16 protein-coding genes and 1 pseudogene are annotated in these 16,459 nt (G+C 65.1%); 10 read left to right on the top strand and 7 right to left on the bottom strand.

Translation table 11 applies throughout. The annotated features are described in order from the left end of the window. Positions 1–236 precede the first annotated feature (236 nt). A complete protein-coding gene (locus BG842_RS01980) occupies positions 237–620 on the bottom strand; it encodes a hypothetical protein (RefSeq protein ID WP_069449479.1) in 384 nt (127 codons plus the stop codon). A gap of 128 nt (positions 621–748) precedes the next feature. Between BG842_RS01980 and BG842_RS01975 the strand changes: the two genes are divergently transcribed. Both BG842_RS01975 and BG842_RS30895 read left to right on the top strand, forming a co-directional pair. Further along, entirely contained in the window at positions 749–1,507 is a 759-nt protein-coding gene (locus BG842_RS01975) for a DNA-directed RNA polymerase subunit epsilon (RefSeq protein ID WP_069449478.1), read from the top strand. Positions 1,508–1,971: 464 nt separating this feature from the next. Then, positions 1,972–2,724 carry a GNAT family N-acetyltransferase gene (locus BG842_RS30895; RefSeq protein WP_069449477.1) on the top strand — a complete coding sequence of 251 codons (753 nt, stop codon included), beginning with the start codon at positions 1,972–1,974 and terminating at the stop codon, positions 2,722–2,724. Positions 2,725–3,167: 443 nt separating this feature from the next. On the opposite strand, the gene BG842_RS01965 is transcribed toward BG842_RS30895, so the two are convergent. After that, entirely contained in the window at positions 3,168–4,064 is an 897-nt protein-coding gene (locus tag BG842_RS01965) for a 1,4-dihydroxy-2-naphthoyl-CoA synthase (protein ID WP_069449476.1), read from the bottom strand. A 156-nt stretch (positions 4,065–4,220) separates the two neighbouring features. Here BG842_RS01965 and BG842_RS01960 point away from each other — a divergent pair, with 156 nt between their 5' ends. Beyond that, entirely contained in the window at positions 4,221–5,378 is a 1,158-nt protein-coding gene (locus BG842_RS01960) for a pyridoxal phosphate-dependent aminotransferase (protein ID WP_069449475.1), read from the top strand. A gap of 18 nt (positions 5,379–5,396) precedes the next feature. Here the strand turns inward: BG842_RS01960 and BG842_RS01955 are convergent, their stop codons facing one another. Then, positions 5,397–6,473 (bottom strand): tubulin/FtsZ family protein, encoded by a 1,077-nt coding sequence (locus BG842_RS01955; protein ID WP_069449474.1) that lies wholly within the window; start codon positions 6,471–6,473, stop codon positions 5,397–5,399. A gap of 133 nt (positions 6,474–6,606) precedes the next feature. Here BG842_RS01955 and BG842_RS01950 point away from each other — a divergent pair, with 133 nt between their 5' ends. From BG842_RS01950 to BG842_RS01920, 7 genes and pseudogenes are all read left to right on the top strand, one after another. Next, positions 6,607–7,128 carry a hypothetical protein gene (locus BG842_RS01950; protein ID WP_069449473.1) on the top strand — a complete coding sequence of 174 codons (522 nt, stop codon included), beginning with the start codon at positions 6,607–6,609 and terminating at the stop codon, positions 7,126–7,128. Then, positions 7,125–7,667 (top strand): hypothetical protein, encoded by a 543-nt coding sequence (locus tag BG842_RS01945; protein WP_069449472.1) that lies wholly within the window; start codon positions 7,125–7,127, stop codon positions 7,665–7,667. Before BG842_RS01950 ends, BG842_RS01945 begins: the two co-directional genes overlap by 4 nt. Before the next feature lie 26 nt (positions 7,668–7,693). Further along, positions 7,694–9,724: an ATPase, T2SS/T4P/T4SS family gene (locus BG842_RS01940; RefSeq protein WP_069449471.1), complete on the top strand. Its 2,031-nt coding sequence runs from the start codon at positions 7,694–7,696 to the stop codon at positions 9,722–9,724. A gap of 2 nt (positions 9,725–9,726) precedes the next feature. Beyond that, complete coding sequence (locus tag BG842_RS01935) at positions 9,727–11,433, top strand: type II secretion system protein (RefSeq protein WP_254662840.1); 1,707 nt, start codon at positions 9,727–9,729, stop codon at positions 11,431–11,433. Between the two features lie 86 nt (positions 11,434–11,519). Then, a pseudogene (locus tag BG842_RS32900) lies at positions 11,520–12,013 on the top strand (hypothetical protein). After that, positions 11,991–12,389: a hypothetical protein gene (locus BG842_RS01925; protein ID WP_069449465.1), complete on the top strand. Its 399-nt coding sequence runs from the start codon at positions 11,991–11,993 to the stop codon at positions 12,387–12,389. The pseudogene BG842_RS32900 and the gene BG842_RS01925 overlap by 23 nt, the downstream one beginning before the upstream one ends. Beyond that, on the top strand, positions 12,386–13,219 hold the full coding sequence (locus tag BG842_RS01920) for a hypothetical protein (protein WP_069449469.1): 834 nt from the start codon (positions 12,386–12,388) through the stop codon (positions 13,217–13,219). The genes BG842_RS01925 and BG842_RS01920 overlap by 4 nt, the downstream gene beginning before the upstream one ends. A gap of 831 nt (positions 13,220–14,050) precedes the next feature. Here the strand turns inward: BG842_RS01920 and BG842_RS26940 are convergent. The 4 genes from BG842_RS26940 to BG842_RS01895 are packed head-to-tail and all read right to left on the bottom strand — an operon-like array spanning position 14,051 to position 16,379. Continuing rightward, on the bottom strand, positions 14,051–15,166 hold the full coding sequence (locus BG842_RS26940; protein ID WP_254662837.1) for a hypothetical protein: 1,116 nt from the start codon (positions 15,164–15,166) through the stop codon (positions 14,051–14,053). After that, complete coding sequence (locus BG842_RS30880; RefSeq protein ID WP_254662836.1) at positions 15,154–15,348, bottom strand: hypothetical protein; 195 nt, start codon at positions 15,346–15,348, stop codon at positions 15,154–15,156. Before BG842_RS30880 ends, BG842_RS26940 begins: the two co-directional genes overlap by 13 nt. Continuing rightward, positions 15,345–15,926 carry a hypothetical protein gene (locus BG842_RS01900; protein WP_254662835.1) on the bottom strand — a complete coding sequence of 194 codons (582 nt, stop codon included), beginning with the start codon at positions 15,924–15,926 and terminating at the stop codon, positions 15,345–15,347. The genes BG842_RS30880 and BG842_RS01900 overlap by 4 nt, the downstream gene beginning before the upstream one ends. 54 nt (positions 15,927–15,980) lie before the next feature. Continuing rightward, a complete protein-coding gene (locus BG842_RS01895; RefSeq protein ID WP_069449465.1) occupies positions 15,981–16,379 on the bottom strand; it encodes a hypothetical protein in 399 nt (132 codons plus the stop codon). Between the last annotated feature and the right edge of the window lie 80 nt (positions 16,380–16,459).

The raw sequence follows: 16,459 nt of genomic DNA, 5'->3' as shown, positions 1-16,459 counted from the left end.
GACGGTAAAGCGGTCGTTCTCTGGTACTCGTCGTTCGACAGCGGTAGCTCGGTTTTCGGTAGCGACCGCTCGGTTCGACGCTACATCTTCACGTGATTCGTCGGCGGCGCTCCGCGGGACGTCATTTAAGTGCTTCTCGTCACAAGGTGGAGATATGGACGGTACGAGGTCGTTTCTTGCGGTGAACTCTGGTCTTCCGTGAGCGGTGGGTATCCAAACACCATCTCGCACGTCCGTCAGTCGGCGGACGGAACGTAGCTATCCTGCTCGGACGCTTGCCCGTCGGTCGTTTCGGCCATCTCGACGCCGATGGCTGCCGCCGCGAACGCGACGCCGAGGGCGAGGAACCAGAGCGCGATGGTGAGTTTCTCCGATATCGGGAGGTCCATGTGAACGCCGAACTGTGACGCGCCCATAGCTACGACGACGAGAAGAGCACTCCACCGGTTACCCCGCGTTCGCCAGATGTCTTCCTGCCGGAGCATCAGCCACCCACCGAGCGCGTAGGTGCCCCAGATGACCGCCGCCAACTGTACGTTCCAATACCCATCCGCGTACAGGACAGCGACGGGGAGAGACCCGAGAATGACTCCGACGAGCGCGTCCGTTCGATTCTTCATAGTTGTGCTACAATTACGCGTGGAAAGTATCTTTGCACCGGGAGGTGGAACCGACATTTCACCGGATAGTGTCAACGGTCTCTCCCGAGGCACACCTTTGAACTATATCGACCGAGTAGTGGGACGCGATGCGTCAAACTGACGGCGGTTCGCACGTCGTTCACTGGCAGTCCGACGATGGGCAGAGTGTGAACGACGACACGCCACTGCAACTGAGCAGACGCCCGGGGGACGGGACGGTCCGGCGGGCCGACCTTCAGCGCGACCAATCGGTTCGTCGCTGGGGTCCCGTCACGCCGAGCGCGACGGTCATCGGGCGGGCGGACTCGCCGGAATCGGATTTGAGCGAAAACGTCCGTCGGCTACACGAGGAGCGCCACTCCGCGATGGCGGGCCACAGCAGTCGGATGCACCAGCTCGACAAACTCCGGGTCAGCCACGCGCTCTGTAACGACCTGTCGTTGACGCCGTGGCAGCGTGATTGCGTCATTGGCATCATGAGCGAGTTGGATTTGACCGTCTTCGGGAGCCAGCGAGCCATCCCGAAGGTCGCGCTGGTCGTCATTCGTCACGTGGTAGACCGGGAGCGCGAACACTACCTCGGGTTGCACGACGACCGGTGGATTCGCCAGCAGCCCCCAGAACGACTGACGGAGCTCTACGAGTCGTTCCAGTCGCTCACCGACGAGGAGCAGTTCACCGAACTCGCGACGAAACACGGCCTGGACATCACGAGTTTGAATCGGCTTCGGCGGGTCCTCAAACACCAAATCGAGGAACAGGACTTGGAGTTCGCCGTTCACGGCCGAAATCCGCACCGCGACCCGAACCTCCCGAGTTTGACGGACCGGTGGGGAGACGACGAACGTCGAGAGAATAGGGCGTAACGTGGATACGATGCCGACTGTCGCCACTGTCGCTCTGGAATGAGAATGTACGGTAGAACCGGCCTCGTTCCGTCCATAGCTTCACCTTGTCACGTGAACTACTTAAAGGAAACAGCGGAGTGCGGGGGCTCCGACCGGAGTTGTAGGAGGCGGAGTTACAGGAGGTAGAGTTACAGGAAACGAAGGGAACAGTCGCTCCCGAGCGGTGAGTGCCGTAGAATCCTCGTCGACCCATCCATATCTCTACCTTGTCACGTGAGCTACTTAAACGAAACCGCGGCAGCTATCGACGGTCGCGGGACATCGAGGTGCGAGAAGAGCAGTCGCTCACGGGCAATGAGTATCGGAGAACCGGCCTCAAACCGTCCATATCTCTACCTTATCACGAGAACTACTTAAATGGGAGCGATGGGGTTCCAGTCGCTCGGAAAAACGATATGTGCGGACGGTACGATCATCGTCGCATGAACGACGCCGTGCCGATTCGAGGGACGAGGGAGGACGACGCGGCCGCCATCCAGCGCGTCGCTCGCGCCTCGTGGCACGCCGCCTACGACGACGTGATGGGCGCGGAAGCGGTCGAGGAAACCGTCGATTCGTGGTTCGCGGTCGAGAACGTCGTCGCCGACGTGAACCGCGACGAGCGTCCGTTCTTCGTCGCGGAACGCGATGGGACTGTGGTCGGGTTCGTCATCGGCATCCCGAACGAGGAACGCGAGTCAGGATTCCACCTCTACCGGATTTACGTCCACCCCGACCATTGGGGAGCGGGCGTCGGCACGCGACTGCTCGACCGGTTCGAGGCGGAACTGCGGCGGCAGAACGCGACGCGACTGCAACTGTCGGTCATCGGACCGAACGAGAACGCCATCGGCTTCTACGAAGCGCGAGGATTCGAGCGAATCGAGGAGAACTGGGACGACGACTTCGACTGTGAGCGATACGTGTACGCGAAGGAACATCTGACCGCTACCGGCGTCGAATATCGACGTACAGCAGGGCGGTCGTCAGCAGGAATCCGAGGGCGAGAATCGGGAAAACGGGATCGAACGAGGTGCCGCAGTTCGATGCGGTCGCATCCGCATAGTAGCCTATCGGCCGCATGCCGAACAGCATCACGAGAGCCCCGACCACGACGCCGAGCGCCGCGACGCGTCCAATCGTCCATGAGGACGCTCCGCGCGAGTTGCACGAGGAAAATCCCACCCAGAAAGTAGACCATTACCGGAATCGAAAGCGGTGGCTTCGCGAACGTGAATTCGGTCCAGAACCACATCGCAACGACGACGAGGAACACTGAAATGCCCGTTGCCGCCATACCCGGTAGCAGGGTGTTGTTTCCACCGACTGTCTCAGTCATGTTCGCTTTTCGTATTTCTCTGGAAGAATATAATGCCTCCGTAGGGTGAAACGGTCGATTGACCTTCCGCAGAACGACTTTCCCGCCGCTTCGAAGCACCTCTCCACCAACACAGGCGGTCGGTCACTCACCGCGATCGAGGAGCGTAGCGACGAGCGAGCGGGCCGACGACCGAGCGGAGCAACGCGAAGCGAGGGAGGAGTGCTTTTGGTCCAGCTTTTACAGGGAACCAATAAGAGCGATGGCGTTCGCCATCGCTCTTGTTTGTGACCGTCGTAAAAGGTGGGTGGTAAAAGGTGCTTAGTAATGCCACGGATAGTCCGAGAAGTCGGGGTCGCGCCTTTCCACGAACGCGTCCCGTCCCTCCTGCGCTTCGTCGGTCATGTACGCGAGACGGGTCGCTTCCCCGGCGAACACCTGCTGGCCGACGAGGCCGTCGTCTTCGAGGTTGAAGGCGTACTTCAGCATGCGAATCGCGGTCGGACTCTTGCCGTTGATTTCCTCGGCCCAGTCCAGTGCCACGTCCTCCAGTTCCTCGTGCGGAACCGATTCGTTCACCATGCCCATCTCCTCGGCTTCCTCGGCGGAGTAGGTCTTGCCGACGAAGAATATCTCGCGGGCTTTCTTCTGGCCGACCTGCCGCGCGAGGTAGGCGGAACCGAACCCGCCGTCGAAACTCGCCACGTCGGGGTCGGTCTGGAGGAATTTGGCGTGCTCCTCGGACGCGAGGGTCATGTCGCAGACGACGTGGAGGCTGTGACCGCCGCCGACGGCCCATCCCGGAACGACGCAGATGACGGGTTTCGGGATGTGACGGATGAGCCGCTGGACTTCGAGGATGTGCAGGCGGCCCGCCTCGGAGGCGTCCTCGCTATCGGCGTCCTCTCCCTGATATTCGTATCCTTCTCCTCCGCGCACACGCTGGTCGCCGCCGGAGCAGAACGCCCAGCCGTCGTCCTTCGGCGACGGCCCGTTGCCGGTGAGGAGGACGCAGCCGACGTCCGACTGACGTTTGGCGTGGTCCAACGCGCGGTACAGTTCGTCCACCGTACCGGGACGGAAGGCGTTTCGAACCTCCGGGCGGTCGAACGCGATGCGGACCGTTCCCTGGTCTTTGGCCCGGTGGTACGTGATATCGCGGAAATCGAAGTCGGAAATATCCTCCCAACGCTCGGCGTCGAAGAGTTCTGATACCATACTCGAAACTGGCGGCGGGGCGGTCTAATAGGTTCCCGTCCGCTCTCGGTCGTTCGTCAGTCCTCATTCGTTCGCCCGGTCGTCCGAGGTCCCACAACCCGGCAAACCGCGGGGGGACTGCGAAGCTACTTGCCGCGCGAAAACGACGGCGGATACATGAAGACATCCGCACGGGCAGACGCCTTCGAGCGGTCGGGCATCCGCGTGATGTTCGAACTCGCCGAGGAGCGAGGCGGCGACCTCGTTCGACTGGAGGTCGGCGAACCGGACTTCGACACCCCCGAACACGTTATCGACGCGGCGGCGGAAGCCGCCCGCGACGGCGCGACGCACTACACCTCCGGGGCCGGAATCCCCGAACTCCGCGAAGCGATAGCCGAGCGAATGGCAACCGAGACGAACGTTCCTGTCTCGCCCGAAGAAGTGACGGTTACGAACGGTGGGATGGAGGCGCTATCGTTGACGCTGTCCGCCATCGCGGACCCGGACGAGGAAGTCATCATCCCGACGCCCGCGTGGCCGAACTATCGGAATCAGGTTATCCTCGCCGGTGCGGAACCGGTCGAAGTGCCGCTGGCCGAGGAAAGCGGGTTCGACCTCGACCCGGAGCGCGTTATCGAGAACTTGAACGAGAACACCGCCGCCATCATCCTGACCACGCCGTCGAATCCAACGGGACGGATTTACGACGAGGACGCCGTGAAAACGGTCGTCGAAGCGGCTGCCGACCACAACACCTACGTCATCGCAGACGAGGTGTACGCGCGGTTGACGTACGACGACGACTATCGACGCATCACGTCGTACACCGATTACGAGGGCGTACTGACGGTCGATTCCTGCTCGAAAACGTACGCCATGACGGGGTGGCGAATGGGATGGCTCGTCGGACCGGAGTCCATCGTCGAAGCCGCCACGAGCCTCGGGGAGAGTACGACCGCCTGTCCGTCGAGCGTCGGCCAGCAGGCCGCGCTCGCGGCGGTAACCGGCACACAGGAACCGGTTCACGAGATGCACGACGCGTTCCGCGAGCGCCGCGATTACCTGACCGAGCGCGTCGCCGAGATTCCGCACATCTCCTGTCCGCGTCCCGAGGGTGCGTTTTACGCCTTCCTCGACGTGAGCGAATTGGACGGGTCGAGTTTCGACGTCGCGGAACGCCTGCTGTCCGATTACGGCGTCGTCACCGCGCCCGGCGGCGCGTTCAGCGATGCTGGCGAGGGCTATCTCAGACTGAGTTTCGCCAACAGCCTCGACCGAATCGAACTCGGACTCGACAGAATCGAGCGGTTGGTTACGGACGAATTCGAATAATCTCCGACCTCCGAAGACTCAGAACAGGTCGTCTATCTCGTCGTTGTGGAACATCTCGGCAGGGTCTTCCTCGCGCGTTTCCTGCTTGTTCGCTTCCTTCGAGCGCTCCATGAACTCCTGCATGCGCGGCGAACGTTCGACGCCGCCGAGGAGGACGAGCGAGGCGAGCCGTTCGCTGTCGAGCGGGAAGTCACCGCCGCGAACCTGCAGACTGCCGGTTTCGCCTTCGAGCCATCGCCGGGCCTTCTCGACGCCCTTTCGCGGAATCCTGTCGGCGTCAGCCGCGACGACCAATAGCGCGGAATCCGCATCCGTCGCCTTCGGCATGCTGAGGTTGCTCAGAACCGCTTGCCGGGTGTTGCTCGTCACGGTGTTGATGTTCTCGCCGCTGTCCTCGCTGGCACCGGCGCTGGCGTAGCCGAGCGCCGCGACGCCGCCCGAGCGAAGCGTGTTGATGACTTCGCTCGAATCCACGACGCTTTCGCCGACGCCTTCGACCGCCTCGCCGGACGCGAGAAGCAGGCCGACGCGCTGGGCGATCTGCTGGTTGATGTTCTCGAACGCCTCGCCGACACTCTGGCCCGTCTCGTGCCACGCGTCGTTGTCGATGAGGAGGGTCGCGTCGGCCTCGCGGATGACGGTCTTCAGCGAGCGTCCCGCGTTGGCTTGGTACATCGCCCCTTCGCCTTGCCCGGGGAGGACGCCGAGCGTGTAGACGGGTATCTCGTAGATTCGCTGGAGTTCGTGGATGAGGACCGGCGCGCCGCCGCTTCCGGTTCCGCCGCCGAGTCCCGCGACGACGAAGAGGGCGTCGGCCCTCGCGGTGATTCGGCCGTCGAGGGCGTTCATCACTTCACCGGCGTCGTCTTGCATCACTTCCGCGCCGAGTTCGTTATCTCCGCTGACCCCGTGGCCCTTCCCTCGGTCTTGGCCGACGAGGACGGTATCGAGGTTGAGCGATTGCAGGTCGGTTTTCGCGGAGTTGATGGCCAACGCGCCTTGAACCGCGTTGAAATCCATGTTCGCGTCGAATTCTACCAGTCTCTGAGTGAGTTTTCCTCCCGCTTGACCCACCCCAATCAGGACCACTTTCATGGGCGATGGAACTGATTCACGACATATGGATTTTCCGACGTAATCCGGCGTAAATATCGAGAAACAAGGGAAAAGAAACCCCTCTTTCTCGGTCCGCGAAGCCTTAAATAGGGAAACGCGGCCAACACCGACGATGCCCGACCTCGAAACGCTTTCCGAACGCGTGTCAACACTCGAACAAACGCTGACGGACGGTGAAATGCCCGCACTACAGGACGATGCGGAACTCCGCCGAACGACGACCGACCTCGCCGCGCGGATGGACGAACTCGAAACCGAACTGGACGAACTCGACGCCGCGGTCCAAGCCCTTCGCGGCTACGTCGGCAACATTCGTGCAGTCAACGACGACGTGGAGCGCCGCGTAGACGCCGCTCTAGCGAAGGCGGAAGCGTGCCAGTCAGACACCTCGAAACGGAGTTTCGAAACCGGGAGGAACCGGACGGCTTCCCGGTCGAATCGGGCGGCTTCCGGGAGGCAGTTCGGGACGGATTCCGAGAGCGGTTCGAAAACCGGCCGACAGCACTCTGGTAACGATTCCGAAGGTCCTGTCCGGTCGAACCCTCCATCACCGTACGAAATCCCACGCACCGACGGCGACCGCACCGAATCGGGAGACCGTTCGCTCACGGCGCGCCTCCGCGAGTTGTTGTGAGCGTTCGCACCGTTCTCGCCGTGGTGCTCGCGGTCGCCCTCTGTAGCGTCTCCGTCCCCGCCATCCACCACGCCCGTCGGGACCGGGCGACGTACCGCGCCGACGCGGAACTGGCGACCGTCTCGCGCTCGATGACCGACCTCGCCGACGAAACCGCCGTCCGGTTCGGCGACCCTCCACCGACCGGGGGCGGTCCGCGCGGCGCGCGAAGAGTGGTTTCGCTGTCGCTCCCGCCCGAATCCGTGACGGTGGGACGGATCGAGTTCGTCGCCATCGGCGGCGTTCCCGGCCGTCAGAGTCCGAAAGACGACTTCGGAGACGTGCTCGCGTATCGTGTCGCGGGCGAACCAACCCGCGTCCGACACGTCCCGTTCGACGTTCGCGTCGCGACGAGAAGCGAGACGGATGGCGGGTGGACCGTCCGACCGGACGGAGAACCCCTCGTCGTCCACGCACCCGCTCGGCGGGACATCGCGCTACTGTTGGTCGAATACCGCGGACGTCGGACCGTCCTCGTCGTCCCGGCGGCTCAACTTTAAGACGGAGGACGCGACCACGGGAGTCCATGTGGAACCCACTGTCGAGCGCTTCGTCCGACGACCGGGACTGCCGCTGTGACCCTTCGTTCGACGGCGCGACGCTGACCGTCGATGCTGACGACTGTCCCGGAAACGGCGAACTCGCTGAACGCCCCGCGTGCCGCGCAACAGTCATCGACGCGCTCACCGACCGCGACGCGGACCGAATCGTGTCGCGGGCGACCGGCGTCGAACGGACGTACGAAGGCGACGGCGCGGCGTTTCTCGTGGCGGCGGGACGGTTCGTCGAGCGGGTCGCCGCCCACGACGACACGCTCGCGGAACGAGCGCGTTCCGACCCGATTCGGGCGGGCGTGGATGCCGTCGGACGGGCGGGACCGGTTTTCGACATCGCCGCGGAAACCGGCCTCGCGGAGGGCGTCCATCGGTTCGACGACTATTCGACCCTCTTTCGTCCGTTCGTCGGGCCGACCATCGCCCGGTCGCAAGTGTCGCTCCGTCCGCCTGCGGACGCCCGACTGGACGACCGGTATTCGCTTTCGACCGGCGCGACGGTCCGCCACTACGAGGCGGGAACCGACGCGGAGCGGTCCGGTGAATCGCGTCGTATCTATCACCTCGAACCGCTGGAGTACGACCTCGGACCCGACGCGTTCGAAACGCTCGACCGGGCCGCGACGCTCCTCGCAAACGGCGGCGTTACGGGAGGGGAGCGAGCACCGGGCCGTGCCGTCCGGGCAGTCGCGGAGGCGGGAGTAGTCGCGGATGCAGGGTCGAAGGCGGGGGAGAGTGCGGAAGCAGGGGCGAACGAGGATGCGAACGTAGACGCCCTCACCGACGTTTTCCGGAAGTACACGCACGGATACGGCGTCCTCACGGACTTGTTCGCCGACCCGGCCGTCTCCGACGTGTTCGCAACCGCCCCCGTCGGCGACAATCCTCTTCGCGTGCGAGCGGACAGCGAGGAGATGGAGACGAACGTCCACCTCACCGCGGACGGAGCGGCGTCCCTCGCGTCCCGATTTCGGCGAACGAGTGGGAGAGCGTTCTCGCGTGCGAGCCCGACCCTCGACGCCGTTGCCGAAATCGACGGCACGACCGTTCGCGTCGCGGGCGTGACCGACCCCGTTAGCGACGGCATCGGCTTCGCTTTCCGCGTTCAGTCCGAAGAGCGGTGGACCCTCCCTGCACTGGTCGCAAACGGAACGCTTCCGCCGGACGCGGCCGCCCTCCTCTCGGTTGGGGTCGAACGCGCCGGAACCGGACTCGTCGCCGGACCGCGCGGGGCGGGGAAGACGACGCTCCTCGGTGCGTTGCTCTGGGAACTCCCGCCGCGAGTCAGAACCGTCGTCCTCGAAGACACGCCGGAACTACCGGTCAAATCCTTGCAGGGAGACGGCCGCGACGTGCAGTTACTCCGAACGACGGCGAACGACGACGAACCCGGACTCCGCCCGGCCGACGCGCTTCGGACGGCCCTCCGGTTGGGGGACGGCGCGCTCGTCGTCGGAGAAGTCCGCGGCGAGGAGGCGAGCGTGCTGTACGAAGCGATGCGCGTCGGCGCGAGCGGCAACGCCGTCCTCGGGACGATACACGGAGATTGCGGCGATGCGGTGTACGAACGAGTCGTCACCGACCTCGGCGTCCCGCCTTCTTCGTTCGCGACGACCGAGTTCGTCGTCACCCTCGAATCCTACGAAACCGACGGCACGCACGGAAAGCGGGTGAAGCGTATCGAGGAGGTCGTTACGAACGGGGACCCGGAAACGGACGGCGCCGACCCGGTGCGGTTCGAACCGCTGTACGAACTCGACGGCGGGGACCTCGTTCCGACCGGTCAAATCGAGCGGGGAAACAGCGTCCTCGTCGCCTCGCTCGCCGAATCGACGGAGACGTACGCGGACGTTCGGGAGGCGCTCGCCGCCCGAACGCGGGGTATCGAGCGCCGCGTCGAACGGGTCGCGCCCTCGTTCGAGGTCTCGACGAACCGAATCGGAGATAATCGAATCGGAACCGACGGAATCGGGAGTGCCCAAACCGGGGGCGACTCGGCGTGATCGTGCGACGCTTCGAGTCGCTCTGTGCTCGCCTCGCATCCCTCTACCCGTGGGACGTGTCGGCTGACGACGACATCGACCGGGGCATCGGCTTTCTGGGAGGAGAAATCGACAGCGTTGCAGTCGGTCGGGGTGCGAACGGTGCGGCGGTTTTCGGGTGTTTCGTCGCCGTCGTCGGTGCGGCCGTGGCTCCGACAGTGCTCCGCATCGTAGTCGGGGGGCTGCTGGTCGCCACCGCCGTCGGTTTCTCGGCGCTAATCCGCCGCGTACCCGAACTCCTCGCCGCCGCGAAGCGGACGCAAGCGCTGGGCGACGCGCCCGACCTCGCGGCCCGCGCCGTGTTGTGGATGCGGATAGAACCGACCGCGGAAGGGGCCGCTGCGTTCGCCGCGCGGACGGGTGATGGCCCACTCGCGTCGAGTCTGGGCGACCACGTTCGACGCTCGGTCGGGTCGCCGATGGCCGGACTGACAACGTTCGCGGCCGAGTGGGAACCGTGGAACCCGCCGCTTCATCGGTCGATGGTACTGATTTCGGCGGCGAGCGAGGCACCACCGGGGGAACGTGCGCGGACGTTGGACCGCGCACTCGCCGCGATTCTCGACGGGACGCGAGAACGGATGGCGGAGTTCGTCGCCGAGATTCGCGGGCCAGCGACGGCGTTGTACGCTTTCGGTGTCCTGCTTCCGCTGGCGCTGGTCGCGGTGCTTCCGGCGGCGCGAACCGCGGGACTGCCGCTGTCGCCCGCCGTGTTGGTCGCCGGTTACGACGTTCTGCTTCCCGCACTCCTGCTGGCGACGAGCGCGTGGTTGCTCACCCGCCGGCCGGTCGCGTTTCCGCCGCCGGACGTCTCGCGGTCACACCCCGACGTTCCCGAAAGACTGTGGCCGGTCATAATTTCCGGCCTCGGTGCTGGCGGTCTCGCGCTGGTCGTCACGACGGTTTTCCTCCCCGGATGGACGCGTTGGATAGCCTGCTTCGGCTGTCTCGTCGGTGTCCTACTGGTCGGGGTGACGCGTCCGACGGTCCTCGTCAGAAATCGAGTTCGAGCGGTCGAAGCGGACCTCACGGACGCGCTCTATCTCGTCGGTCGCCGGGTGAAGGAAGGATTGGCGGTCGAGACGGCCATCGTCGCCGCAGCAGACGAACTCGGTGGGGAGACGGGTGCCGTCTTCGAGCGAGCCACGCGAATACAGCGACAGCTCAGGATGGGCGTTCGGGAGTCGTTTCTCGGCGAATACGGGGCGCTTTCGACGGTACCGAGTCCGCGCGCTCGGAGCGCTGTGGCGCTCCTCGCGCTCGCCGCGGACGAGGGGCGACCCGCTGGCAGTGCCGTTCTGGCGATGGCCGACCACTTGGACGACCTGCAGAGCGTCGAACGCGAGGCACGACGCGCGCTTTCGCAAGTGACCGAGACCCTCCGACACACGGCGGCGATATTCGGACCCCTCGTCTCGGGTGCGACCGTCGCGCTGGCGGGCGGAATGTCGGGCATGGGTGGTTCGTTCGGGAGCGCGTTTCCGGTCGATGCACTGGGCCTCGCGGTCGGCATCTACGTCCTCTGTCTTTCGGCCATCGTCACGACGCTCGCGGTCGGACTCGAACACGGACTCGACCGGACGCTGGTCGGCTACCGCGTCGGCCATTCCGTATTGTCCGCGACCATCGTGTACCTCCTCACGTTCGTGCTGGCGGGTGCGCTGACCTGAGTGCTCTCGGGTGTTCGTTCTCGGGTGTCCCGTCCCCCAATATTCTCGGCGTACATTTAAGTACGAAAACGGGACCATTCCGGCCCATGTTCGACGCACCCCTCGACGCGTGGTACGTCTGGCTCGGCGTGACGGTTGTCAGCTTCGCCGTCCTCGGCGTCGCCATCGAACTGCCGACCGCACCGCCGCCGAACGCCGCAAGTGTCGCCGATACGGTCGATTCCGTCGCCGGATGCACCTACACCGCGACCGCCGAACACCCGCTGTCGGCGCGGAAAATAAAGCTCGGTCCGCGACGGTTGGGGCTGAACGGAAAGGGCGAACCGCGCACGCGACGTTCGCGTACGGCCCGGTCGTTCCGGTCGTTCCCGACGGGGGAAGTCGTTCCGACTCCACTTCCCGACTGAACCGCGTGTTGTCCGGGTCGCCACCGTCCGCGGTGTTCGATTCGCCCGCCGACTTCCGCGCGGCGATACGGGAATCTAGACACCACCAGTCGGTCTGGCGACGGGCGCATAGCACGCTTCGCGTTCGCTGTGTTTCGTGGGAGGGAGTCGATGCGACGCTGGTCTCCGGGTAGGGCACAGACCGAACCCGTCGCGGCCATCGTCGCCGTCTTCGCGGTCTGTTTCGGACTGCTCGCCTACACCGGCGTTCTCGGCGACGCGATGCCTCGATCCGAGCGAACTCTCGGACCGACGACGCTTCCGTCGGTTCGTGACGCCGCGAGTTCGAACGGCATCTTGATTCCCACGCATCTCACGGAGTCCTCCGCGACGCCCGACGGCTATCGCTGCAACGTTACGCTCACGGTAGGAAAGCGTGAGTGGCACGACGGGCCGACGCCACCGTCGAACGCTAAAGTTCCGAGCAGCTCCGCGGCAACGACGGTGAGCGTTCGAATTGCGCCGGGTGACGTTCGACCGGGACGGCTCCGCGTGGTGGTGTGGAAATGAGGGCCATCAGCACCGTTCTCGACGTGACCCTGTGCCTGCTGCTGGTCAGCGCCAGTGCTTTCGTCCTCGCCGGAGCGAGGCCACCGCAATCGACAGCGCGGACGCGAACGGCCGAATCGGCGGCGAACGTCCTCACGACCAGCACCGCCGGACTGAACTACACGATTCGGACCGACGACGGAGCGATTCGTCGGACGACACGCGGCACCCTCGCCGGACTGCTCGGCCAGGCCGCACTGGCAAACGCGTCCGTTCGCGGAGCCGAACTGTCACGGGCGAGCGGCCCGTTCGAGCACGCGGTCGCTCGCCGTGTGCGAGAACGACTCGACCACCCGTCCCGCATGCGACTCCTCGTCCGATGGGAACCGTATCGGAACGCTCACCTTCGAGGACGGTTCGCCGTCGGTAAATCACCGCCGCCCCGAGTGGACGTTCACGCGGCCGAAATCACGCTTCCGAACAAATTTCCGGCGGTTCGAGAGCGAGCACTCGACGCCGCGTCGAGCGGCGGTTACCGCGATGTCGCGCGGGTCGTCGCCGCCGGAATCGTTATCGGTCTGGTTCCGAATCGAACGACGACGCTGGCGCTACACGACCGCGAAACGGGCGCGACGGTTGCGGCTCGACTCAGACGGTTGATTCGGCTGTACGATGTGGATGGGTCGGATACGAACACTCTCACCAGTGACCGAGCGAGACGTGCACTCATCGACGCGCTGACCGCCGCCGTCGAAGCCGACCTCCGGTCAACGTTCCGGACACCGACCGAGGCTGCCCGGGCGGTTTCGCTCGGCGAGACGCGACTCGTCGTCAGGACGTGGGACGCGTGAACCTCGCCGACGATACCCGCGGACGGGTACCGTTCGCGTTGATCGGCGTCCTACTGCTGGTCGGGAGTCTCACCTCCGCGGGTGCGCTGGTGGCTCGACCGGCACCGCACGTGAACGAGAATGTGGAGCAGAGCATGCGAACCGTAACCGCCGGAACTCGGACGGCGCTTCGCGGAGCGGTCCGACAGGCCGGACGGGAGGCCGCCGCCGAACCGCTCGTTCGTCCGGCGAACACGACCGCCGGGCTGGTTATGGACGACGCAGCTCCGTTTCGGGATTACCTCCGCCTTCGAATCTATCTTACAGCGCGGGAACGATTGCGTTCGGTGGGTGCCCACGGCGGCGACGTGCGTGCGACCGCATCGCTCCCGGCGACGCCGAACGCGACGGCACTTCGACGGGCGAAACGACGAGTCCACGTCGAACCGGTCGGGAACCTGACGGAGGCCGGGCTACGGGTTCGCATCGACGACGTGTCGATGCGTGCGACCCGCGGCGGGACACCCGTCGCCGCCACGAAGAAAAACGTGACGCTCGTGGTCGAAACGCCGGTTCTGGCGCTGTACGAGCGCGTTCAGCGATTCGAGCGGCGGCTCGACAGGGGACCGCTCGACCCGGGACTCGGCCGCCGACTGACCGCCCGGCTCTACGCGGTAACGTGGGCGCGAGGATACGCACAGTACGGCGGAGCACCGATTGCAAACGTACTGTCGAACCGCCACATCGAGTTGCTGACGAACGGCGCGATTCTCGAAGAGCAGACGAAATCGTTCGGGACGAGCGACCCCGATGGACGACAGGGGGTTCGTCGTGCGACCGCTCGCGTCGGTCTCACCGACCTTCTCGTTCCGATGACCCAACACGGAAAGCTCTGGACGGACCTCGTTCTGAACACGGCGGGTGGGGGCGGTGCGGACGGCACCATCGACGGTTCACTCGATGCGGCGTCGGAACCGCTCGACTCCGCGCACTCCCCCGAAACGGGAATGAACATCGGCGTGAACCGTCGATGGTGCCGTCCGCACCGCCCCCACCCGCCGTGTTCAGAACGAGGTCCGTCCAGAGCTTTCCGTGTTGGGTCATCGGAACGAGAAGGTCGGTGAGACCGACGCGAGCGGTCGCACGACGAACCCCCTGTCGTCCATCGGGGTCGCTCGTCCCGAACGATTTCGTCTGCTCTTCGAGAATCGCGCCGTTCGTCAGCAACTCGATGTGGCGGTTCGACAGTACGTTTGCAATCGGTGCTCCGCCGTACTGTGCGTATCCTCGCGCCCACGTTACCGCGTAGAGCCGGGCGGTCAGTCGGCGGCCGAGTCCCGGGTCGAGCGGTCCCCTGTCGAGCCGCCGCTCGAATCGCTGAACGCGCTCGTACAGCGCCAGAACCGGCGTTTCGACCACGAGCGTCACGTTTTTCTTCGTGGCGGCGACGGGTGTCCCGCCGCGGGTCGCACGCATCGACACGTCGTCGATGCGAACCCGTAGCCCGGCCTCCGTCAGGTTCCCGACCGGTTCGACGTGGACTCGTCGTTTCGCCCGTCGAAGTGCCGTCGCGTTCGGCGTCGCCGGGAGCGATGCGGTCGCACGCACGTCGCCGCCGTGGGCACCCACCGAACGCAATCGTTCCCGCGCTGTAAGATAGATTCGAAGGCGGAGGTAATCCCGAAACGGAGCTGCGTCGTCCATAACCAGCCCGGCGGTCGTGTTCGCCGGACGAACGAGCGGTTCGGCGGCGGCCTCCCGTCCGGCCTGTCGGACCGCTCCGCGAAGCGCCGTCCGAGTTCCGGCGGTTACGGTTCGCATGCTCTGCTCCACATTCTCGTTCACGTGCGGTGCCGGTCGAGCCACCAGCGCACCCGCGGAGGTGAGACTCCCGACCAGCAGTAGGACGCCGATCAACGCGAACGGTACCCGTCCGCGGGTATCGTCGGCGAGGTTCACGCGTCCCACGTCCTGACGACGAGTCGCGTCTCGCCGAGCGAAACCGCCCGGGCAGCCTCGGTCGGTGTCCGGAACGTTGACCGGAGGTCGGCTTCGACGGCGGCGGTCAGCGCGTCGATGAGTGCACGTCTCGCTCGGTCACTGGTGAGAGTGTTCGTATCCGACCCATCCACATCGTACAGCCGAATCAACCGTCTGAGTCGAGCCGCAACCGTCGCGCCCGTTTCGCGGTCGTGTAGCGCCAGCGTCGTCGTTCGATTCGGAACCAGACCGATAACGATTCCGGCGCGACGACCCGCGCGACATCGCGGTAACCGCCGCTCGACGCGGCGTCGAGTGCTCGCTCTCGAACCGCCGGAAATTTGTTCGGAAGCGTGATTTCGGCCGCGTGAACGTCCACTCGGGGCGGCGGTGATTTACCGACGGCGAACCGTCCTCGAAGGTGAGCGTTCCGATACGGTTCCCATCGGACGAGGAGTCGCATGCGGGACGGGTGGTCGAGTCGTTCTCGCACACGGCGAGCGACCGCGTGCTCGAACGGGCCGCTCGCCCGTGACAGTTCGGCTCCGCGAACGGACGCGTTTGCCAGTGCGGCCTGGCCGAGCAGTCCGGCGAGGGTGCCGCGTGTCGTCCGACGAATCGCTCCGTCGTCGGTCCGAATCGTGTAGTTCAGTCCGGCGGTGCTGGTCGTGAGGACGTTCGCCGCCGATTCGGCCGTTCGCGTCCGCGCTGTCGATTGGTGGCCTCGCTCCGGCGAGGACGAAAGCACTGGCGCTGACCAGCAGCAGGCACAGGGTCACGTCGAGAACGGTGCTGATGGCCCTCATTTCCACACCACCACGCGGAGCCGTCCCGGTCGAACGTCACCCGGCGCAATTCGAACGCTCACCGTCGTTGCCGCGGAGCTGCTCGGAACTTTAGCGTTCGACGGTGGCGTCGGCCCGTCGTGCCACTCACGCTTTCCTACCGTGAGCGTAACGTTGCAGCGATAGCCGTCGGGCGTCGCGGAGGACTCCGTGAGATGCGTGGGAATCAAGATGCCGTTCGAACTCGCGGCGTCACGAACCGACGGAAGCGTCGTCGGTCCGAGAGTTCGCTCGGATCGAGGCATCGCGTCGCCGAGAACGCCGGTGTAGGCGAGCAGTCCGAAACAGACCGCGAAGACGGCGACGATGGCCGCGACGGGTTCGGTCTGTGCCCTACCCGGAGACCAGCGTCGCATCGACTCCCTCCCACGAAACACAGCGAACGCGAAGCGTGCTATGCGCCCGTCGCCAGACCGACTGGTGGTGTCTAGATTCC

It is taken from the genome of Haladaptatus sp. W1 (assembly GCF_001723155.1).
Lineage (GTDB): Archaea > Halobacteriota > Halobacteria > Halobacteriales > Haladaptataceae > Haladaptatus > Haladaptatus paucihalophilus.
This window is presented reverse-complemented; position numbering and strand designations above follow the sequence as displayed.

Coding starts and splice junctions, on each gene's coding strand:
- BG842_RS01960 (WP_069449475.1), top strand. CDS start 4,221: ATGAAGACATCCGCACGGGCAGACGCCTTCGAGCGGTCGGGCATCCGC.
- BG842_RS01975 (WP_069449478.1), top strand. CDS start 749: ATGCGTCAAACTGACGGCGGTTCGCACGTCGTTCACTGGCAGTCCGAC.
- BG842_RS01895 (WP_069449465.1), bottom strand. CDS start 16,379: ATGCGACGCTGGTCTCCGGGTAGGGCACAGACCGAACCCGTCGCGGCC.
- BG842_RS01965 (WP_069449476.1), bottom strand. CDS start 4,064: ATGGTATCAGAACTCTTCGACGCCGAGCGTTGGGAGGATATTTCCGAC.
- BG842_RS01940 (WP_069449471.1), top strand. CDS start 7,694: ATGTGGAACCCACTGTCGAGCGCTTCGTCCGACGACCGGGACTGCCGC.
- BG842_RS01980 (WP_069449479.1), bottom strand. CDS start 620: ATGAAGAATCGAACGGACGCGCTCGTCGGAGTCATTCTCGGGTCTCTC.
- BG842_RS01925 (WP_069449465.1), top strand. CDS start 11,991: ATGCGACGCTGGTCTCCGGGTAGGGCACAGACCGAACCCGTCGCGGCC.
- BG842_RS01950 (WP_069449473.1), top strand. CDS start 6,607: ATGCCCGACCTCGAAACGCTTTCCGAACGCGTGTCAACACTCGAACAA.
- BG842_RS01920 (WP_069449469.1), top strand. CDS start 12,386: ATGAGGGCCATCAGCACCGTTCTCGACGTGACCCTGTGCCTGCTGCTG.
- BG842_RS30895 (WP_069449477.1), top strand. CDS start 1,972: ATGAACGACGCCGTGCCGATTCGAGGGACGAGGGAGGACGACGCGGCC.
- BG842_RS01955 (WP_069449474.1), bottom strand. CDS start 6,473: ATGAAAGTGGTCCTGATTGGGGTGGGTCAAGCGGGAGGAAAACTCACT.